The sequence below is a fragment of the Melittangium boletus DSM 14713 genome, from assembly GCF_002305855.1.
In the GTDB taxonomy this organism is placed as follows: Bacteria; Myxococcota; Myxococcia; order Myxococcales; family Myxococcaceae; genus Cystobacter; species Cystobacter boletus.
The window spans coordinates 9,865,029-9,885,186 of the sequence record NZ_CP022163.1 but is presented as its reverse complement, the minus strand read 5'-3'; the positions used below and the strand labels follow the sequence as shown (position 1 = coordinate 9,885,186).

General features: G+C 66.8%; 20 protein-coding genes. 11 read left to right on the top strand and 9 right to left on the bottom strand.

Annotated elements, in window-relative coordinates:
* Positions 1-114 precede the first annotated feature (114 nt).
* Both aspS and MEBOL_RS40755 read left to right on the top strand, forming a co-directional pair.
* The gene (gene aspS, locus MEBOL_RS40760) at positions 115-1,935 is read left to right on the top strand and encodes an aspartate--tRNA ligase (protein WP_095982458.1); all 1,821 of its coding nucleotides are present in this window, start codon (positions 115-117) and stop codon (positions 1,933-1,935) included.
* A 17-nt stretch (positions 1,936-1,952) separates the two neighbouring features.
* Entirely contained in the window at positions 1,953-2,870 is a 918-nt protein-coding gene (locus MEBOL_RS40755) for a diacylglycerol/lipid kinase family protein (RefSeq protein WP_095982457.1), read from the top strand.
* A gap of 65 nt (positions 2,871-2,935) precedes the next feature.
* On the opposite strand, the gene MEBOL_RS40750 is transcribed toward MEBOL_RS40755, so the two are convergent.
* The 4 genes from MEBOL_RS40750 to MEBOL_RS40735 form a co-directional block, all read right to left on the bottom strand.
* Entirely contained in the window at positions 2,936-4,111 is a 1,176-nt protein-coding gene (locus tag MEBOL_RS40750; protein ID WP_095982456.1) for a Rieske 2Fe-2S domain-containing protein, read from the bottom strand.
* Positions 4,112-4,167: 56 nt separating this feature from the next.
* Positions 4,168-5,889, bottom strand: a complete 1,722-nt coding sequence (locus MEBOL_RS40745; protein WP_095982455.1) for an NAD(P)/FAD-dependent oxidoreductase — start codon at positions 5,887-5,889, stop codon at positions 4,168-4,170.
* Positions 5,890-5,956: 67 nt separating this feature from the next.
* On the bottom strand, positions 5,957-7,042 hold the full coding sequence (locus tag MEBOL_RS40740) for a monodechloroaminopyrrolnitrin synthase PrnB family protein (protein WP_218920861.1): 1,086 nt from the start codon (positions 7,040-7,042) through the stop codon (positions 5,957-5,959).
* Positions 7,043-7,155: 113 nt separating this feature from the next.
* Positions 7,156-8,790, bottom strand: a complete 1,635-nt coding sequence (locus MEBOL_RS40735) for a tryptophan halogenase family protein (RefSeq protein WP_095982453.1) — start codon at positions 8,788-8,790, stop codon at positions 7,156-7,158.
* 419 nt (positions 8,791-9,209) lie between these two features.
* Between MEBOL_RS40735 and rd the strand changes: the two genes are divergently transcribed.
* A complete protein-coding gene (rd, locus tag MEBOL_RS40730; protein ID WP_095982452.1) occupies positions 9,210-9,380 on the top strand; it encodes a rubredoxin in 171 nt (56 codons plus the stop codon).
* Between the two features lie 15 nt (positions 9,381-9,395).
* Here rd and MEBOL_RS40725 read toward each other — a convergent pair whose 3' ends face one another.
* Positions 9,396-11,510 (bottom strand): sulfatase family protein, encoded by a 2,115-nt coding sequence (locus MEBOL_RS40725; protein ID WP_245919311.1) that lies wholly within the window; start codon positions 11,508-11,510, stop codon positions 9,396-9,398.
* A 74-nt stretch (positions 11,511-11,584) separates the two neighbouring features.
* Between MEBOL_RS40725 and MEBOL_RS40720 the strand changes: the two genes are divergently transcribed.
* Entirely contained in the window at positions 11,585-12,028 is a 444-nt protein-coding gene (locus MEBOL_RS40720) for a hypothetical protein (RefSeq protein ID WP_095982450.1), read from the top strand.
* A gap of 181 nt (positions 12,029-12,209) precedes the next feature.
* Entirely contained in the window at positions 12,210-13,862 is a 1,653-nt protein-coding gene (locus MEBOL_RS40715; protein WP_157823998.1) for a hypothetical protein, read from the top strand.
* Between the two features lie 18 nt (positions 13,863-13,880).
* Here the strand turns inward: MEBOL_RS40715 and MEBOL_RS40710 are convergent, their stop codons facing one another.
* Positions 13,881-14,351 (bottom strand): macro domain-containing protein, encoded by a 471-nt coding sequence (locus MEBOL_RS40710; RefSeq protein ID WP_095982448.1) that lies wholly within the window; start codon positions 14,349-14,351, stop codon positions 13,881-13,883.
* 183 nt (positions 14,352-14,534) lie between these two features.
* On the opposite strand from MEBOL_RS40710, the gene MEBOL_RS40705 reads away from it, so the two are divergent.
* Both MEBOL_RS40705 and MEBOL_RS40700 read left to right on the top strand, forming a co-directional pair.
* Entirely contained in the window at positions 14,535-16,001 is a 1,467-nt protein-coding gene (locus MEBOL_RS40705; protein WP_095982447.1) for an ATPase domain-containing protein, read from the top strand.
* Between the two features lie 2 nt (positions 16,002-16,003).
* A complete protein-coding gene (locus MEBOL_RS40700) occupies positions 16,004-16,369 on the top strand; it encodes a response regulator (protein WP_095982446.1) in 366 nt (121 codons plus the stop codon).
* Positions 16,370-16,375: 6 nt separating this feature from the next.
* On the opposite strand, the gene MEBOL_RS40695 is transcribed toward MEBOL_RS40700, so the two are convergent.
* Both MEBOL_RS40695 and map read right to left on the bottom strand, forming a co-directional pair.
* The gene (locus MEBOL_RS40695; RefSeq protein ID WP_095982445.1) at positions 16,376-16,816 is read right to left on the bottom strand and encodes a GNAT family N-acetyltransferase; all 441 of its coding nucleotides are present in this window, start codon (positions 16,814-16,816) and stop codon (positions 16,376-16,378) included.
* Positions 16,817-16,828: 12 nt separating this feature from the next.
* A complete protein-coding gene (gene map / locus MEBOL_RS40690) occupies positions 16,829-17,602 on the bottom strand; it encodes a type I methionyl aminopeptidase (RefSeq protein WP_095982444.1) in 774 nt (257 codons plus the stop codon).
* 88 nt (positions 17,603-17,690) lie between these two features.
* Between map and MEBOL_RS40685 the strand changes: the two genes are divergently transcribed.
* The 4 genes from MEBOL_RS40685 (at position 17,691) to MEBOL_RS40670 (ending at position 19,789) form a co-directional block, all read left to right on the top strand.
* A complete protein-coding gene (locus tag MEBOL_RS40685; protein WP_095983320.1) occupies positions 17,691-17,972 on the top strand; it encodes a LysR family transcriptional regulator in 282 nt (93 codons plus the stop codon).
* A 132-nt stretch (positions 17,973-18,104) separates the two neighbouring features.
* Positions 18,105-19,151, top strand: a complete 1,047-nt coding sequence (locus MEBOL_RS40680) for a DUF72 domain-containing protein (RefSeq protein WP_095982443.1) — start codon at positions 18,105-18,107, stop codon at positions 19,149-19,151.
* Positions 19,152-19,236: 85 nt separating this feature from the next.
* A complete protein-coding gene (locus tag MEBOL_RS40675) occupies positions 19,237-19,485 on the top strand; it encodes a hypothetical protein (RefSeq protein WP_095982442.1) in 249 nt (82 codons plus the stop codon).
* Entirely contained in the window at positions 19,475-19,789 is a 315-nt protein-coding gene (locus MEBOL_RS40670; RefSeq protein WP_095982441.1) for a Smr/MutS family protein, read from the top strand. The genes MEBOL_RS40675 and MEBOL_RS40670 overlap by 11 nt, the downstream gene beginning before the upstream one ends.
* Here the strand turns inward: MEBOL_RS40670 and MEBOL_RS40665 are convergent.
* The gene (locus MEBOL_RS40665) at positions 19,786-20,106 is read right to left on the bottom strand and encodes a (2Fe-2S) ferredoxin domain-containing protein (RefSeq protein WP_170115693.1); all 321 of its coding nucleotides are present in this window, start codon (positions 20,104-20,106) and stop codon (positions 19,786-19,788) included. The two genes, MEBOL_RS40670 and MEBOL_RS40665, sit on opposite strands and share 4 nt — an antisense overlap.
* Positions 20,107-20,158 lie beyond the last annotated feature (52 nt).

Genomic DNA, 20,158 nt, shown 5'->3' with positions numbered 1-20,158 from the left:
AGCACCGCGTCATGGGGAGGGGCAAAAGCCCCGGGTCCTCGGGAATCCTTGACGCGTCGTTTCCACGCTCTCTATGGTGCCGCCCCTTCAACTTCCCCCTGTGCAGGCGGTGTCATGGCGGTCCCGTTCATTACCGAGGTCAAGCGTACTCACACCTGCGGGCAGCTCACCAAGGCCCAGATTGGCGAGGAGGTCGTCCTCTTCGGCTGGGTGCAGAACCGGCGAGACCACGGCGGCGCGGTCTTCATCGACCTGCGCGACCGTGAAGGTCTCACCCAGGTCGTCTTCGAGCCGGACATCGCCAAGGAGGCCCACGAGACGGCCGGGCAGCTGCGGCTCGAGTACTGCGTGGGCATCAAGGGCAAGGTCGTCTCGCGCGGCAGTCAGGTCAACCCCAAGCTCAAGACGGGAGAGATCGAGATCAAGGCGTCGGATCTCACCATCTTCAACCGCTCCGAGCCCACGCCCTTCCTCGTCGAGGACAACATCGACACCGCCGAGGAGAAGCGCCTGGCATACCGCTTCCTCGACCTGCGCCGCCGGCCGCTGCAGCAGTCGCTGATCACGCGCTCGAAGATGAACGCGATCACGCGCTCGTACCTCAATGACAACCGCTTCCTGGAGCTGGAGACGCCCTTCATGGGCAAGTACACCCCGGGTGGCGCGCGCAACTTCCTGGTGCCCAGCCGGCTCAACCCGGGCAAGTTCTACGCCCTGGCGGAGAGCCCCCAGCTCTACAAGCAGCTCTTCATGGTGGCGGGCTTCGACCGCTACTTCCAGATCGTCAAGTGCTTCCGGGACGAGGACCTGCGCCTGGATCGGCAGCCGGAGTTCACCCAGATCGATATCGAGATGAGCTTCGTCACCCAGGACGACATCTTCACGATCGTCGAGGGGCTCATCAAGAAGCTGTGGGGCGAGGTGCTGGGCATCGACGTGCCCACGCCCTTCATGCGCATGGACTTCGATGAGTCCATGGCCAAGTACGGCAACGACAAGCCGGACCTGCGCTTCGGCCTGGAGCACATCGTCCTCACGGAGCTCATCCGCCAGCATGGCGCCGCGGGCGGCGTGCCCATGATCTGGGACGCGGTGGAGCAGGGCGGCATCGTCAAGGCGATGGTGGTGCCCGGCGACAAGCCCATGAGCCGCGCGGAGAGCGACAAGCTGGAGGAGTTCGCCAAGCAGAACGGCGCCAAGGGGCTCGCGCGCGCCAAGGTGGCCGAGGGCGGCGAGTGGACCCAGTCCCCCCTGTCCAAGACGATCACCCCCGCGCTGCGCCAGGCCATCAACCAGGCGTGCGGCGTCAAGACGGGTGACCTCCTGCTGTTCCAGTTCGGCCGCGAGTCGCTGGTGCACACGGTGATGGCCAACCTGCGCGTGCACGTGGCCAAGAAGCTCGGCCTCATCCCCGAGTACGGCAGCGGCGGCGTGTGGAAGTTCCTCTGGGTCGTCAACCCGCCCCTCTTCGAGTACGACGAGGAGAGCAAGACGTGGGCGGCGGCGCACCACGCCTTCACCCGGCCGCACGACGAGCACGTGCAGTACCTCCAGACGGATCCGGGCCGCGTGAAGTGCCACCGCTACGACGTGGTGCTCAACGGCTTCGAGATCGGCGGCGGCTCCATCCGTCTGCATGATCCGAAGGTGCAGGCCGAGGTCTTCAAGGCCCTGGGCATCGGCGAGGAAGAGGCGCGCGTGAAGTTCGGCTTCCTGCTGGACGCGCTCAAGTTCGGCGCCCCGCCGCACGGTGGACTCGCGCTGGGCATGGACCGCCTGGCGATGCTGCTCACGGGCGCCGAGTCGCTGCGCGACGTCATCCCGTTCCCCAAGACGAAGACGGGCACGGACCTGATGACGGGCGCGCCCGGCGACGTGGACGACCGGCAACTGCGCGAGGTGCACGTGCGCGCCGCGCCGCTCCCGCAGAAGTAATTGGAGGACCAGGGCCGATGAAGACGTTCCTCGTGGTGAATCCGCGCAGCGCCAATGGAGAGACGGGCAGACGGTGGGCCGAGATCTCCGGCCAGGTGACCCGATCGATTGGCGACTTCGGCTTCGGATTCACCGAGCGCGCCATGGACGCGGTGCGCTTGACCCGCGACGCGCTCGCGGATGGGTATGAGTGTGTCGCCGCGGTGGGCGGGGATGGCACCGTCAACGAGGTCGTCAACGGCTTCTTCGCCGACGGCAAGCCCATCAACCCCCAGGCCGCCCTGGGCCTCATCCCCCGGGGCACGGGCGGCGACTTCCGGCGGGCCTTTGGCTGGGAGCTGGACCTGGAGTCGGCGCTCGCGCGGTTGAGCTCGGACAAGACGGAGCCCTTCGACGTGGGCGTCGCCGAGTACGTCAACCACGAGGGCCAGGCGGAGTCGCGCTACTTCGCCAACATCGCCTCCTTCGGGGTGAGCGCCACCATCGCTCATGAGGTGAACGTGGGCAGCAAGGCGTTCGGCGGCAACCTGAGCTTCCTCTGGGGCACGGTGAAGACCCTGGCGAAGTACAAGGACCGTCAGGTGCGCCTGCGCGTGGATGGGGGTGAGCCCGAGACCCTGGGCATCACCGTCGTCGCCGCGTCCAACGGCCGCTACTTCGGCAGCGGCATGTGCGTGGCCCCCAAGGCCCTCACCGACGATGGCCGCTTCGATCTGACGCTCTGGCAGGACTACCGCCTGTCCGACTTCATCATCAAGTCCAAGGGCGTCTACAACGGCGATCACACCACCTGGAACAAGACGCGCTACCTCCAGTGCCGCACCCTCGAGGCGGAGAGCGACGAGGAGGTGTTCCTGGAGATGGATGGCGAGGTGCCCGGCAAGCTTCCCTGCCGCATCCGCCTGCTGCCCGGCGCCATCCGCCTCAAGGTCTGAGCGAGGACGGCTCCGGGGGGCCTCGGCTCGCGACGGCTCACCTCGGAGCCGCCGCGCCGACCCGCCTACAGGGAGGGCATGGCCTGGGCGGTGTTCTTCTGCTCCGGCATGTTCGCACGTGACTCCGGTGCATGTTCCGCCGGTTGTTCCTGGCCCACCTTGTTCACCCAGCGCCGGTAGAAGGTCCGGTACTTCAAGATGAGCTGGTCGTACTTGCTGAAGGCCCCGCCACCATCCGTCTTCAGGGAGTTCCAGATCGCGACGTCATACCCGGCGGCCTGCCGCGTCTGCAAACCAAACATGATGAGATTGGCCGCGTTGCGCAACGCCCCATCGGCCTTCTTCATCGTGATGAGCATGTGCATGACGGTTTCATTCTTGTCCACCGGGGTCACGCACTGGAGCAGCTTGTACTTCACCTGATCGTCGAGGCTCACCGTCATGATGCAGCCGCCGGGATAGCCATCGAAATGCAGCTGCATCTTGCTGATGTTCAATCCCAGCGTCCGGGAAAGGATGCCGATGATTCCGAAGTACCGGTTGACCTTGAACTCCATGCTTCCGCCAAACCAGGCATCCGCTTTGGCCAGGGATTCCATGTCTCGCGACAGATGCCAGTCGCGCCAGTCGTCGTGCACGGAGATCTTGAAGGCCGAGATGGGCAGCTGGTGCACCGCCTCCGCGTGCTGGGCGTCGTAGAAGTTCTCCACGATCCGGAGCACCGAGGTCTTGGTGTCGAAGGAGAAGCGCAGGTTCAGGTAGTCCTTGTTCCCCACGTCGGCGCTGGGCAGCTCCGGGAGCGGGAACAGGGGGGCCTTGGTGCCGTACCAGACCCAGACATACCCATACCGCTCGGTGGTGCGGTAGATGGACTGACGCGCGGTGGGCGGAATGGGCTCCAGCTTGGGCACTTCCTGGCTGTGCCCGGGGACATGCGTGCACGCCCCGGCACTGTCGTAGCGCCAGCGGTGGAAGGGGCACTCGATGCACCCATCCACCACCTTGCCGTCCGCGAGGTTGGCGCCCATGTGAGAGCAGTAGCGCTCCATGACGACGGGGCGGCCCGCCTTGTCCCGCCAGGCCACCAGCGGCTGGCCGAACAGCTTCAGCTCGACGGGCTTCTGCTTCAGGTCCTCCGAGCGCAGCGCGACATACCAGCTCGCGGAGAGCTGCGTGGTGATGTCATTCAACCCGGGCAGGGGCCTGATCCGATTCTGTTCCAACTCCGTGTCGACACTCATTTGATTTCAAGGCCTCCAGCCAGGGATTGAACCGTCCCCCCCACCATGGTGTTCGCCTACTTCAGGGCGAGCGCCACCCGGTTCTCGACGTACGTCCTCAACATGGACATCATGGGATTGTAATCGAAGTACTTCCTGACCTCGGGGGGCGCGCCGGACTGGGTCCAGTGCAGCAGGCGCAGGGCCGGGATGAGGCTGTACTTGGAATTGTTGACGTGCTTCCAGGCGCCCGAGATGCAGTAGCCGAAGCTGAAGAGGGGCTTGGCGAACTCCTGCGCGTCGATCAGCTGGTGGATGCGCGCCGCGGCGTCCGCGGACGACTTGCGCTGCTCGGCCACGGCGAACACCTCCGCCTTGCAGTCATTGAACAAGCGGTAGTAGCCCTCCATGTCCGCGCACAGGTAGCCGAGGTAGGGCGGGTTGTCGTCCAGGTGATCCAGGTGGCGCTCATCCCGCGATTCCTTGAACCGGGCGTGGGCCTGGACCAGGCGGAACTGGCCCAGCATGGTGCCAACGGCCCACAAACGGTGGAAGGCGTCCCAGAGGCGGAAGTCGGAGAACGACGTGTAGCAGCAGCTCACGAAGTCGTCGTTGTGCTCCAGGAGCTTCTGCTGCAGGCGATCGATGTACTCGAAGCGCTCCGGGGAGAAGTCATCGTCCCGAAGCGCCTTGATGAGGCGCGCCGCCAGGGCGTGGAGCGCCACGGACGTGTTCTCGAGCCCGCGAGAGAAGAGCGGATCGATGAAGCCCGCCGCGTGGAGCATCAGGCAGTAGCGATCCCCCACGGTCGTCTTGGAGGAGTACTGCAACCGGTCCGACTTGACCCAGTCGCGCACGGGCTTCGCGTTCTTGAACTGCTCCGCGATGGTCGGAAAGCGGGCGAGGAACTCGTCGAACTCCTGCTGCGCCGGGATGTCCGTCTTCGGGTGGATGCGGGGATCGAGCTGCAGACCCACGCTCACGAGATCGTTCGTGGCCCTGTCGTGGTTGTTGAACGGGATGACCCACAGCCAGCCGCCGTGGAACATGTGGTGCAGGGTGCCCTCGTGCCACCGCCACCGTTGCCCCTGCAGCTTGAAGATGTCGTCGAACGGCTTGACGCCCACCATGTGCGTGTAGAGGGTGCGCGAGTGCGTCCTGTAGCGGCAGGGGGTCTCGCGGAGCCCGAACTTCATCGCGAGCGGCGCCCGGGGGCCACCGCAGTCAATCATGTAGCGCCCCGTGAAGCGCTCGCCCTGCGCGGAGGTGACCGCGACGCCCGTCTTGCTCACCTCGTAATCGGTGATCGAAATCCGCTGGCGGACCGTGCAGCCATAGCGGATCGCGGCGTGCAGCAGGTACGCGTCGACGTCCTGCCGGTAGTAGTGGCTCTCCGGCCCCCAGGGCAGCTCCGGAATCACACACTGGGTGTATTCCTTCGGATCGTGCTCCTGGCCCTCCCGGTGGAACACGAAGCCGAAGTTGCGCTTGATGCCCGTGCTGGAGGAGACCTTCTTGAAGGTCGAATAGAAGGAGGTGATGTCGCCGATCTCGGGGACGCCATAGCGGTCCGCGATGATCCGGTTCATCAAGGAGGTCTCCGGAATGGAGGACTCTCCGATGGTGAAGCGGGGGTGGGCCGACTCCTCGACGATGAGCACCCGGAAGCCCTGCTTGGCGAGGATGGCTCCCATCTGGGTGCCCGACATCCCCGAGCCCAGGATGATCACATCGAAATGGTTGCTATTGCCGGTGCTCTCGCCGCGAGGGCTCTTGAGCTCATTGACTGGTTGCTGCATTGAAGAGGCTCCCCTTTTGGGAAACATGAAGTCGTTGATGGTGTGACAGCCGTGTCAACCGCGAGTGCTAGCGCGCCATGCTCATCCGCGCGGGTGGTTCGCTGACCTCGGCACCGCGCAGCACCGCCGTCAGACGCGAGCGAGCGTCCCGCGTGAGGGCGAGGAGATCGCCGAGCATGCTGGGCGCATAACCCCCACTCCCCACGGAGTGGGTCTCGCTCTCGACTTGATAAGCTTGCTCCGCCAGTCCGACATGCGGGGCGCGGAAGCGCAGCAGCACCTCGAAAATCTTGTCCAGGGACTTCAAGCCGCCGCGCACGGGCTCCTCCAGGGTCCCCATGGCCTCGACCTCCTCGAGCACCCGCTCGAGGAGCGAGATGTGTCCGAGGAACCGCCCATGCAGCGTCCGCAACTGAGGGAGCACGTAGGGCAGGTAGGTCTCCTTGAACGACTTGTACTCCGCGTGCTCCGAGCGCGAGCCCCACAGGATGTGATCCAGCAGGAAGAGCGGCATCTCCACCGCGCCAGGTCCCAGGTAGGACTGGCCTCCCACCTGGATGGGATCGTAGTAGGGCCTGAGTTCCTGGACGAAGACGCGGGGCGGGATGGTCCGGTACGCATACACGATGGACTCGACCATCTTCTTGAGCTTCTCCGCGACGTCATCGCACATGGGCGCGAACAGGCGCGAGCCGATGGGCAACTCGTACAGCTCGACGAGGCGATGGAGCGCCGACTCCAGCGACACCATCGAAATCCGGACGCTCTCGAGAAGGTGCACCTCCGCCTGGCAGCAGGTGTACCTTCTCTCCGCGTCCGGACTGGGAGGGTTCCAGACCGTCACGTGCAGCAGGGTCTCCCTCGGGGGCAGGTCCGTCACCCGGGCGAGCTCCAGCAGGATCGGCTCCAGGGCTGGGACTATCTCGACGGGTTCATGCCCGTGACGTTTGAGCGACCCCAGGAAGAAGCCGATGTCGCGCATGGCGGCCGCGGCTTCGACGTAGCTCCAGGTCCGCGCTTTTCCCGGAGGGGGGAGGATCCCGTGGAGCAATCGCAAGATGCCCGGGACATCCTTCTGCTGGTTCAACTCCGGCAACCGCCGCATCGTCGCCAAGGCGTCCAGAGGATCAAGCGCCGTGATCGCGGCATGCATGGATGCGAAGTTCTGGCCCTGCTCCATATGAAGATCTTTCTCAATCAATACATGGCCCGCCACGGGGGGCGTGAGACGAGCCTCCGCCGGAGGCCCGTGGCGGGCGCGTCAGATCAGCCCGCCTGCTGGACGCTCCGAACGGCTTGTTCGCCAGTCTTGCCCTTGGTGTAAAGGGAGGCGAGGTAGTCATACTGCGAGGGCAACTGGGCCATCATCTGGTCCGTCTTCTTCTGGATGTCGTCGAACACCCGCTCCGCCTCGAGCAGGATGTCTGGCCGGTGCCGCAGCAGCGGCATGGGCTGCTTGGGCAGGTAATTCACCCCGGCGAAGATGGACTGGAAGTTGCTGTTGGTCCAGAACCGGTCGAAGCCCGCCTCGAAGGAGTCATACAGCGAGTTGTTCGAGTGGTAGCTCTTGCGGATGGGGATGCCTGCCTTCTGCAGCTCGAGGGCTTCCTTGAGCGTGTCGGGCAGCTTGAGCTCGTTCTGGTTGGCCCGCCAGTAGGGCGTATCCGTGCGCGGGGAGGTGCAGAAGTGCAGCACGATGAAGTCGCGCACGTCATCCACCATGTAGGACACGCGCTCGTTGAACTTGTTGCGCAGCGCCGGGTCGATGTCCTTGTTCGGGAAGCAGGCCATCAGCTGGTACAGCGCGGCGTAGACGAAGTAGAGGCCGGTCGACTCCAGCGGCTCGAGGAAGCTGCTGGACAGGCCGATGCTCACGCAGTTCTTCACCCAGGAGCGCCGACGCCTGCCCGAGATGAACTTGATGTGACGCACATCCACCTTGTCCGCCTTCTTGCCGAACCACGCGCGGACTTCCCGCTCCGCGTCCTCGGCGGTCTGGAAGGCGCTGGAATAGACGTATCCGTTGCCGGAGCGGTTGTTGAGCGGAATCTCCCAGGTCCAGCCGGAGCTGAAGGCGGAGGCGGTCGTGAAGGGACGGATGCCCTCCGCCGCGGAGTCCGAGGGAATGTTGATGGCGACGGCGCGGTCGGTGAGGAGGCAGTCGTGGAAGGTGACTTTCGGCTCGCCGAGCGCCTTCTCGATGAGCAGACCCGCGAAGCCAGTACAATCAATGTAGAGGTCCGCTTCGTACTTGCGCCCGCTGGCACCGCGCAGGGCCTGGATGTCGCCCGTCTCGCTCAGGTCCGTGCCAATGATGTCGTCGGTGATGTGGGTGAGGCCCCGCGCGATCGACCACTTCTTGAGGAACTCCGACACCAGCAGCGCATCGAAGTGGTAGGCGTAGTGGAGGGCCTTGGTCCCGTCCATGTAGCGCGGGGACTTCATGGCGTCACAGATGGGTGAGGCGCTGTAGCAGGAGTAGTCGAGCGTCTTGGCGAAGCCCTGCTGCTGGTGCTTGTACATCCAGACGTGCGAGAGAGGCACGCCCTTCACCACGGGCATCTCACCGAAGTTGTGGTAGTAATGATCACCCCCCTCGGAGGCCGGCTTCTTCCAGTTCTGGAACCGGATGCCCAGCTTGTACGAGGCCTTGCACTCCGTCATCCACTCCTCTTCGGGAACCCCGAGGAAGTCGAACAGCTCTTCCTTGATGGTCGGAATGGTGGCCTCGCCGACTCCAATCCTGCCGATGTTGGCCGACTCGATCAGCGTGATGTTGACATTGAAGTTCAATGCCTTGCTGAGATAGGCGGCCGCGATCCATCCCGAGCTTCCACCGCCAACAATGATGAGATTGCGCACTCGTCCGTCGTTGTCGTCGGGGATCTGGTTTGTATTCATGAGCTTTGTGCGGAGAAACAGTGTGGATGGCCCGGGGTCGCCGGTATGCCGTGGGGTTCACAGGCATCCCAATGAGGCGTGGGATGCCCGAAAAACATGAATATCATAAATTTTCAGTATCAAATGGTCAACAAGAAAAATAATAGCCCTCTCGGCTCCCTTGCTCAAGAGAGGCGCGAGCAGGTGAGACGAGCGCCTATTTAAACGACTGGTTAAACTTCCAGCCTTGGCGTTATTTCAGTGGTGGTCCTCGCCGATTCCTCTCTGGGTGAATTCGGGATCCAGGAAGGCATCCTACCTGTCAGGGCCTCCGCGAAGCGCCCGCCGTGAGTAGGCCCACTCCAGCCGTGTGGGCAACGTGAACTCCCAGTCTCGGGTCACCGGAGCGAAAGCCGACCTGTCGCTGCTAGGATGACCGCATGTCCTTGAAGAAATACCAATGTATACCTTGCGGTCACATCTATGATCCCGCGGTGGGCGACCCGGACTCGGGCATTCCCCCTGGAACCGCCTTCGAGTCGTTGCCCGAGACGTGGTGTTGTCCGGATTGTGGCGCGATGAAGGCGGACTTCGAACCCATCGAGGACTGAGGTCGCCTCTCCGCGCTACCGGGGCGCCGGGAGGACAGCCCACGAGCGCTCCCGGTGGAGCCGGGCGCGCAGGTCCGCGACGACCTCGGGGTTCGCGGCGGAGATCTCGTGCCGCTCCTCGGGGTCCGCGTGGACGTCGTAGAGTTCCACACGCGGGCCCTCGGGCGTGGGCAGTTCCAGGAGCTTCCAGCGCCCCAGATAGAGGCCCCGGTGCCTGGCCTTCTCCACCGTCTCCTCCCACTCGGGCTTGAGCGAGATGTCCCCCGAGCCCTTTTCCACCGTCAGGGTCTCGTAGAGCCAGGGGTAGGGCAGCCGGAATCGCTGGTAGCGCTGGCCATCCCGGTCGGAGAACCAGATGTCCGTCTCCAGGAGCGCGGGCAGCTCGTCGAGTTCCGGTACCGCTCCGCCCGGGACGAGCTGTGAGGCCAGGGAGCGGCCCTGGAAGCTCGCGGGCGCGGGCACTCCGAGCAGTTCCAGCAAGGTGGGCGCCACGTCGATGGCGCGCGCGCGCGTGGTGAGTTCCCGGCCCGCCGCCACCTTGCCGGGCCAGCGCAGGATGAAGGGCACGCGCAGGGCCTCGGGGCCCCACAGGTGCTCGCCATGGCCGAGTCCCCGGTCCCGCTCCTCCAGGTGCTCGCCGTGGTCCGAGAGGATGACCACCAGGGTGTTGTCCGCGAGTCCTCGCCGCTCCATCTCCTCCATCATCCGGCCCACGAAGGCGTCGAAGGCGAGCACGCCCGCGTCGTAGTTGGCCACCAGCGCCGCCACGTCCTCGGGGCGCGGTGGGGCGGGCGGTGGCTCCATCTGGGGCGTGGCCCCGAAGCGCCAGGGGCCGCGCTCGCCCGGCGCGAGGAAGCGTCCCTCGTACGGGTGCGGCGCGGCATAGGGGAAGTGCGTCACGGAGGCGAAGACGAGCAGGGCGAAAGGCGCTTCTCCCTCGCGGAAGTCCTCGAGCGCGCGCCGGCTGCTCGCCGAGAGCGGGGAGGGGTCCGTGAGCTCGGGGAACTGCTGGCGCTCGGGAAAGAAGGAGGGCAGCAGCGCGGTCCAGGGCAGCAGCGCCACCTGGGTGATGAGCATGCGCTGGCGGATGAGCTCCGGGAAGTTGAAGGCCGGGGCCTCCACGTGCTCGAAGCCCAGGGGCAGCCGCGAGAAGATGTCGCCCGCGTAGTCGGACAGCACCGCGGTCCGCCATCCCGCCTCGCGCAGCGCGGTGGCGAGCGTGGGGAAACGGCTCGCGCGTGCCTCGGGGCCCACCATGGTGTGACGGATGGGGTGCTGGCCCGCCCACTGGGAGCTCAGCAGCGTGGTCCACGAGGGCCCCGTGCGGGGAATCTGGATGATGGTCTGCTCGAAGTGGCTGCCCTCGCGCAGGAGCCGATCGATGTGGGGCGACGTCCGGCGCGGGTAGCCATTGCCCGAGAGGTGATCCGGCCGCAGTCCATCCGAGGCGAGGATGAGCAGGTTGGGACGAGAGCCCGGTGGTGGCGTGGGCGTCGTGTTCCAGGCGAGCAACAGGCCCGCGAGGATCGCCCCCACCAGGACCACGCCCAGGGGCCGCGCCAGCCCCGTTCCATTCAGGGCGCGCGGGCGCGTGCGTTCTCCTCCAGTGCCTCGCCGGGCCCTCCATCGCCACGAGGCCAGCACGGGCGCCGCCAGGACGAGCAGCGCGGCCAGGGTCCTCCATGTGGCGGGCTCGGTCTGGCTGATGCTCAGCAGCACCTGCTTCGTCCACGCCGACCGCGCGTACAGCGTGGCGGCATACAGGTGGGGGTGTTGCGCGATGTCTCCCAGACACACGAGCAGCGCGAGCAGCAGGCTGCCCCCGAGCCCTCCCAGGAAGACACGCGCGCGCCCAGTCGCGCCGAGCCCCCACGCCGCCAGCCCCGTCACGAGGCCCGCGAACATTCCCAGCACGGTGTGCGCGGTGATCAGCCGGGCCACCTGGAGCAACACGTCGCGCCGGAACTCACGCCACACCAGCGAGGTCAGCTCGCTGTTCTCGTTGCCCTGGTAGCCCAGTTGCATGTTGAGCACGGCACACAGGGAGTAGAGGCCGAGGAAGGCACAGAGTCCGCCTCGGCATGCCCAGGCCAGAACTCGCGTGAAGGGAAGAGGCGTAGGGGGTGGCATCTCGCCAGACAGCTTGTTCATCCGGACGGTGGGCGTGCACCCCCGGCGTTGGGTTTCCGGCGTAATCTGCCGCCATGAGTGCCGTGGATGGTGACAATCCCGTGGTCCGGCTGTGCGCGGAGGGAATGAGAGCGGAGGCCGAGGGCCGCCCCCAGGACGCCCGGGCCCTGTTCCTCCAGGCCTGGGAACTGAGCCGGGATGACTACGAGGCATGCATCGCCGCTCACTACGTGGCGCGCCACCAGGACAGTTCTCGCGACGCGCTGCATTGGAACCAGACGGCCTTCGACCGGGCACGCGCCGTGGGGGATGAGCGGGTCCTCGGCTTCCAGGCCTCGCTCCTGCTCAACCTCGGCAAGTCCCACGAGGACTTGGGGGCCTTCACCGAGGCCCGTGCTCTTTATGAGCGGGCCTTCCGGGCCCTCGACGCCGTGCCCGAGAGCCCCTATCGCGACATCGTCCAGGGCGGCATCACGCGCGGCCTCGAGCGCGTGGCCATCGCGCTCGCCGACACATAGCCACGCCTCCCGGTGGCCTCGGGAGCTTTCCGCTCTTCGTGTAATAATTGCTTGAGGTTGCCTGAATGGGTTTGTTTTGACTTCCAGGGGTTCAATGGTTGACTTGTCCCCTGTTGAGCCAGGTCCCCGTGTGCCTTTCCCCCCCTCGGTCTGGACCTCCAAGACAGACAAGGACACCCCCATGATGAGTCGTCCCTTCGTTGGCCAATGGGCTCCGAAATCGCTGATGTGGATGTTGGTGTTGACCGGCTGCGGTGAGTCCGCCCGGAGCGTGGTGCCCGCGCACGAGGTGCCAGTGACGGGCCTGGCGGTGGACATCCAGCCGCCTCCGCCCCCGTTTCCGCCCGTCACGGAGCCGTTGCCCACCACCGATCCCGTGCTGCCCACGGAGCCGCCCGCGCAGCCTCCTCCCGCGACCTGGGCGCCGCTGAGCTGGGCGCACGAGCAGCCGGGGCAATACAACTCGGACGTCTACCGGTGGCTGGACGCCCAGGGCGAGCAGCGCACGGCGGTGCTCACCCGCAACAACGCCATGGATCCAGGCGGAAGCCATGGCGGCATGCTGCGGCAGTTCCGCTACCGGGTGGGTCAGCAGGAGCGCGTGTCCACGGGCACGGGCGCCAGCTCCGGGCCCGGGTGGGTGTGGAACGGGTGGGGGTATCTGGTGAGCCATGGCGGCAACGGCTCGGTGAGCACGTCGTCGAACATCACGGGCAACTACCGCCAGGTCTTCGTGGGCCGGCACCATGCCCTGCACGAGTTCACCTGGAACCTGCCCATCGGAGGCGTGCCCGTGAAGACCACGGTGCACTGGTTCTTCTCCACGGGCCACGACCATCCCGTCTACGCCGTCACCTTCGACAGCAGCGCGGCGGGCTCCGGGGGCCTGAGCGTCAGCTCGGACTCCCGCACGCCCTATGGCGACATCGCCTGGGATGGGGATGGCACCCAGGCCTGGGTGGATGGCGTGAAGTGGGGCGACAAGCGCCGGTTCTTCTCCCGAGACGAGCCGCTCACCGCCCAGAGCAAGTGGGACTACACGCAGCTCAACGTGGTGCCCTACGCCGCGGCCTGGTCGCGCTCCGCCGACGCGGAGATGGGCATGGTGCAGACGCTCGACTGGCTGCAGCACAACACGGGTGGCACCTGGTTCCACAACAACTGGGGCCATGTCTCGGAGAACCGCGCCGAGTCCGACGTGTTCGGCTCGTGGATGATGCCGCCCAACTGGAACTGGCCCTACCAGCTGTGCCAGTACGAGATGAGTGACACCCAGCCCACGCGCAGCAAGCGCCTCGCCTGGGGTCTCATGTACGGCGCCGTGGGAAGCCCGTCCTACTACGGCTATGGCTACGAGAGCGTGGGCGTCAGCCACCCCTACCAGAGCTACTCCGTCTTCATGGTCATGGGCCGGCAGAGCGGTGGGGTCGTCGATGCGCAGGTGTCCGAGGTCGAGCACCTGCTCGGCACCCAGTTGAGCGCCAGCCTGGGCTCCGTGGTGACCCAGGGCCCCGGAGGCGTGGGCCGCACCGACTCCGTGAACTACGCCGTGGCTGGCTACAACAGCACGTACGGCGTCCACGAGTTCCAGGCGGCCTCGGGCGGGGCCTTCTCCGTGACGTTGAACGCCGCCGCGGGGGCGCTCCAGAACCCCACCTTCCTCATCCGCGGCATGGACGCGCTGCCCACGAGCCTGTCGCTGGATGGGGTGCCGCTGACGGCGGACCTGGACTACTTCGCGTCCTTCGACTCCAGCACGCGGCGGGTGTGGCTCACCCTCCACCGCACCTGGAGCGGCAGCCACATCCTCACCCACCTGCCCGCCAACCCCTGAGGCGTCACGGGCGGCCCGTCACCTATCGGGCCGCCGGTAGCGCACCACGGTGATGTCGAACCCGGCGGCGTCCTCTTCCAGCGCCGCGCGCAGCAGGTTCAACGCCCGCTCCTCGTTGAACCCTCCGCTCCCCGCGCCAATGACGGGGAACGCGAGCGAGCGCCAGGAGTGCTCCCGTGCCCGGGCCAGGGCATTGCGCACCGAGTCCCGGATGGATCGCTCGGAGGCGCGCCAGAGCATGTTGATGCCGGCGACGTGGATGATGCCCTGGTAGGGCAGCTGTCCGGCGGAGGTGACGACGGCCGAGCCCAGGGGCATGGCTCCCACGCGGGCCAGTTCCCGGAAGGGCTGGAGGCCTCCGCGCTTCTTGATGGCTCCGGACACGCCCTGGGGCAGCAGCAACCACCAGGGGATGATGTTCCGGTTCCACGCATTGACGATGGCGTCCACGCGCTGCTCCAGCAGATCTCCCTCGACGATGCGAATCATCCTCGGGCCTTTCCCCGGGCTTCCAACAAGCGGTGCGTAGGATAGGCGATCCGGCCGTAGGTCCGTCACGTTGAGCAGACGACGCGTCCACCCGGGATGTGTTCAAGGTGCGTCAACGTCCTGTTCGGACAAGGAAAGCTGTGCTAGCGCGGATGCGCGGTGGTTGGCGAAAGAGGACGAACGATGACAGAGAGCGGTCCAGGGTCGAGGGAGCGGGTTTCAACGGGCATTCCCGGCCTCGACACGGTGCTCCACGGAGGATTCCGCCGGGGCCGCACGTACATGGTGATGGGCCTGCCGGGCGCGGGGAAGACGATCCTCGCCAACCAGACGTGCTTCCACCACATCCGCCAGGGCGAGCGGGTGCTGTATGTCACGCTGCTCGCCGAGTCCCACACGGAGCTCGTCTCCAACCTGCGCCCGATGTCGTTCTTCGACGACTCGGGCATCCCCGACGCCATCACGTACCTGAGCGCCTTCAACGCGCTGGAGGATGGGGGACTGGACGCGCTGCTGGAGCTCATCCGCCAGGAGATCAAGCTGCGGGGCGCGACGCTGCTCGTGCTCGACGGACTGGTGGCGGCGGAGGAAGTGGCTTCGTCCGCCCAGGCCCTCAAGAAGTTCATCCACAGCCTCCAGGTGGTGACCCAGATCATGGCGTGCACCACGCTGATCCTCACCACGGGGGGGGGCAAGGGACTGCGCGCCGAGCACACCATGGTGGATGGCCTCATCGTGTTGCAGCAGCGCACCTCCGGCGTGCGGACGCGCCGCGAGCTGTATGTCCGCAAGTTCCGGGGCAGCGCCCACCTGCTGGGCCATCACGGCTTCGACATCACCGCCGATGGACTCGTCGTCTATCCGAGGCTGGAAGCGCTCGTGGCCGAGCACTCGCCCCTGGAGACCTCGTCCACGGTCAAGCGCGCCTTCGGCATCTCCGGATTGGACACGATGCTCCGGGGCGGACTGGGGTCGGGGAGCACCACGCTCCTGTTCGGCCCTCCGGGCAGCGGCAAGACGCTGCTGGGGTTGAACTTCCTCGCGGAGGGCGCGCGCCAGGGAGAGCTCAGCCACTATTTCGCCTTCTATGATTCCCCGAGCCGGATGGTGGCCCAGGCGGCGGGCGTGGGCCTGGAACTGGCGCCCTTGATCGCGCGGGGTGACTTCGAGGTGAGCTTCCGGCCGCCCACGGAGAACATGCTCGACAAGTTGGGGGCGCAATTGCTGGCGCTCATCCGCGAGCGTGGCGTGCGCAGGCTCTTCCTGGATGGCTACGACGCGCTCCAGAAGGCCTCGATCCAGCGGGGCCGGGTGACCCGTTTCCTGGCGGCGCTGGTCAACGAGTGCCGCCAGCACGATGTGACCTTGCTCTTCTCGGCGGAGACTCTGGTCGCCTTCGGTCCGGAGTTGCAGTTCCCGCTCCAGGGCCTGTCGATGGTGGCGGAGAACACGCTCTACCTGCGCTCCGTGGAGATGCGTGCCCAACTGCGCCGCTTCGTGTGTGCGCTCAAGGTGCGCAACAGTGACTACGATCCGTCCTTTCGCGAGCTGTTGATTGGAGAGAAGGGGTTGGAGGTGGGACAGGTTCTGGAGGAGGGGCAATCGCTTCTGACGGGTGTGGCACGGCTCCCGTCCTCCCGGGGCCAATAGGCATGGGGCCCATACTCATCGTTGATGACGAATTCGGTCTGGCCGAGTCCCTGCGGGATCTGCTCCGGGACGAGGGCTACCGGGTGACGGTGGCGTTCAGCGGCCGCCAGGCGCTGGAGCTCATGGCGGAGGAACTGCCCGCGCTGGTGCTGCTCGACTACATGATGCCGTCGATGAACGGGCCGGAGTTGTTGGAGGTGATGAAGAAGGACGCGCGGCTGGGTGGGGTGTCCGTGGTGATGATGAGCGCGGCCCCGCCTTCCTTCTGGAAGAGCCTGCCCTGTGCCGCGTTCCTCCCCAAGCCCTTCACGCTCATGCAGATGCTGGAGGTGGTGCACCAGTTTGTCGGGGCGCCGCGCGAGCCCTGAGCGTCCTCAGCGGGGGCCTTCCAGCCGCCGCCGCATGTGGACATGGGGGACGCTCACCTCCAGGAAGGGCTCGCCATACACCGCGTAGCCGAGCCTCTCGTAGAAGCCCGCCACGTGGGCGCGCGCATGCAGGGTGACCTCCTGGACGCCCCGGGCCACGAGCGCCTCTTCCAGGGCGCGGACCAATCGGGCACCCAGGCCGCTCTTCTGGCGCGAGGGGGAAACGGCCATCTGGAAGAGCCGGCCCGTGTGGGGGCCCTCGGGGTGGAAGAGCACGCACCCGACGACCTCCCCGCCATCCAGGGCCACCAGGTGCAGGCTGTCCGAGTCGAAGGGGAACTTCACCGAGGCGCGATCCATGCCGAGCGGCGCCCGCAGCACCTGGTAGCGCAGCTCCAGTTCCTGGGGATAGAGGGGGTGGGCGGTGTCGATGAAGCGCAGGTCCATCCCGCCCTTCTATCAGCCCCCGGACGGCGAGGCGGGTAGGGGCGTGAGCACTTCGTAGCCGTCACGCGTCACGAGGACGGTGTGCTCGAACTGCGCGGAGAGGCTGCCGTCCTCGGTGATGACCGTCCACCCATCCGGTAGCACGCGGATGTCCGGACGGCCCAGGTTCACCATGGGCTCGATGGTGATGACCATGCCCGAGCGCAGCGTGATGCCCGTGCCCCGCTTGCCCACGTGGGACACATGGGGCGGGCCGTGCATCTGGTGGCCGATGCCGTGGCCGCCAAACTCGGCCACCACGCTGCAGCCCTCCTGGTGCGCCAACTCCTGGATGGCGGCGCCAATGTCCCCCAGCTTCGCGCCGTGGCGCACGACGGACATGCCCACGTCCCGGCACCGCCGCGCGACGTCCACCACGTGCCGGGCCTCGGTGGATACCTCGCCGATGAGGAACGTGGCCGAGGTGTCTCCATGAAAGCCATGGAGGCACGTGGTGACGTCCACGTTGACGATGTCTCCGGGCTTCAGCCGCTCGTCCGGGCGGGGGATTCCGTGGCAGACCACGTGGTTGCGGCTCGTACAGACCGCCGCCGGAAAGCCCTTGTAGCCCAGCTGGCTCGGCGTCCCCCCGCGCCGGGCCGTGTCCTCACGCACCCACTGGTCGATGTCCGCCGTCGCGATGCCCGGCGCCAGCTTCGACGCGATGTAGGCGAGCGTCCCCGCGGCCGCCTGTCCCGCCAGGCGCAGGCGCTCGATCTCCGTCCCCTTCATCAATGGAATTCCCATGGCGGGCAAGGTGGCAGCCCCCGGGCCGGAGCGTCCAATGCTGTATCCGTATGGAGTGGGGGTCCGCGATGGCGCTAGGCTGGGGGACGTGAGCCTCACGCACATCCAATCCTTCGTCGCGGTGGCCGAAGAGGGCCACGTGGGCCGCGCCGCGCGCCGGCTCCACCTGTCCCAGCCGCCGCTCAGCCGCCACATCCTGTCGCTCGAGGACGAGCTGGGAGCCCCACTCTTCGAGCGGACGCCTCGGGGGATGCGCCTGCTGCCCGCGGGCGAGGCGTTCCTCCAGCATGCGCGCCGCATCCTCGCCGAGGTGGATGCCGCGGTGCACACCGTGCGCGGCGTGGCGGCGGAGCGCTCCGGCGGCCCCTGAGCGGCGCGTCCTCCGGCTCGCCCTCCAGGAAACGGGCTCGGCGCGGGCCGGGCGGACGTGTTCGCGGCGAGTAGACCTTGGAAGTTCGGCCGTTCCGCCTTACTCTAGAAATAGAGTTCACCGGAGCGTGCCATGGCCGATCAGGATTCCTCCCAGCTCGATCTCTTCACCGGGGCCCCGAGCCCCGTGGCCCCCAAGGCTCGCCGCGGCAAGGGCGAGCCGGTGGGCCCCGCCGTCCCCTCCGAGGACGTCCGGGCTCTGGGGGAACAACTCCCTCCGGGCCTTCATCTGGGCACGTCCTCCTGGACGTTCCCGGGGTGGAAGGGACTGGTCTACGACCGGGAGGCCACGCCCGCGCGCCTGTCCCGGGAAGGGCTCGCCGCGTACGCCCAGCACCCCGTGCTGCGCACCGTGGGCGTGGACCGGACCTTCTATGCCCCCATCTCCGCCGCCACCTTCGCGGAGTACGCCGCCCAGGTACCTCCGGGCTTCCGCTTCCTCGTGAAGGCCCATGAGGCCTGTACGCTCGCGCGCTGGCCGCTGCATGCGCGTTATGGCGACGTGCGAGGTCAGCCCAATGAGCGCTTCCTCGACGCCGCCTACGCCACGGAGTTCGTGGTGGCGCCCTGCGTGGAGGGGTTGGGGGAGAGGGCGGGGCCCATCGTCTTCCAGTTGCCGCCGCAGGATGTCCAGGAGCTGGGCGGGGTGGCGCCCTTCGTGGAGCGGTTGCACGCCTTCCTGTCCGCGCTGCCCCGGGGGCCGCTCTACGCCGTCGAGGTGCGCAATGAGGCCCTGCTGACCGACGCCCTGGCCCAGGCGCTCGCGGACGTGGGGGCGGCACCGGTGCTGGCCGTCTGGAAGAACATGCCCCCCGTGGAGCGCCAGGCCGTGCGCCTGAGGGCCTTGCAGGCGCCCGCGCTCGTGGCCCGGTGGATGTTGCCGCCGAACCTGGACTACGAGGAGGCGAGGCGCCGCTACTTCCCCTTCGATCGCCTGGTGGATGAGGACGTACGGACCCGGGATGCGCTCGCCCGCGTGTCCGCCGCCGCGTTGAACCTGGGCCGCCCCGTCTTCATCACGCTCAACAACAAGGCCGAGGGCAGTGCACCCCTGTCCGCCGTACAGCTGGCGCGGAGCGTTATGTCGCGTAACCGAAACACTCCAGGTGTGGGCTCTTGATCACCAAGGGTCCGGGGGTACGCTGGCGGCGTGGGGCCTTGGACACCTCCGAGGTATGGCACGCGGCTTGCTTCAAGGGAGAACCATGAGATCGGTCCTTGTTGCGGCGATGATGGCACGCATGGCAGCGGCCGGTGGCGCGGGCGCGGGTGTCGAGGCGGAAGCTCAATACGTGCGAGCAGGTGATACCTGGGAAGACGTGCGTAAACATTTTTCCGCCCTGCGTAACGAGGTTTCCACCTTGGAAGCCCAATACCAGGAGGCGATGGAGCGGCGGCGCCTGGAGGCCCTCCGCCGGCAGGAGGAGTCGGAGTTCGCCCGCCGTGGGCGGTGAGGGGGAAGACGACGACGGTTTCGATCCCGAGGCGCCCGTGGCGCTGCCGTTGGATGGGAACCTGGATTTGCACCCCTTCTGTCCCCGGGACGTGAAGGACGTCGTGACCGAGTACCTCTGGGCGTGCCGTGAGGCGGGGGTGCTGGACATTCGCATCATCCACGGCAAGGGAACAGGCGCGCTGCGGCGCACCGTTCAGACACTCCTTCCGACACTTCCCGAAGTGGAGTCGTTCCGCTCCGCGTCCGAATCCGACGGGGGCTGGGGCGCCACCTGGGTCCGGTTGAAGCCCCCGCGGCCCTAGTGGGTTTCAGGAAGGGAGTCCGGAAGAATTTTCAGGATCTGCCGGTAGAAATCTTCCCGCTCGCTCACGGGATCCACCGCGAAGCAGCCCCCGGGGGCGTGGCCCTGTCCGGGTGGAATCACGGCCATGACGCGGGCCTTGGGGCAGATGTCCATGCAGCTCACCTTGAGGATCCGCACCTCGTCCGCATGACCCTCGGCGGCGAGCCGGTGCTCAAGCCACTTTCTCAAATCCAGGCGCTTGTTGCCCGAGCACTTCTTGCACACGAGCACGAAGCCAGACTTCCAGGGCGGACGGACGGGTCGAGCGGCGGCCATGAAGTCAGGGTAACGACTGGCCCCTCCCATTGGCCCGGAATCCGGCCAATGC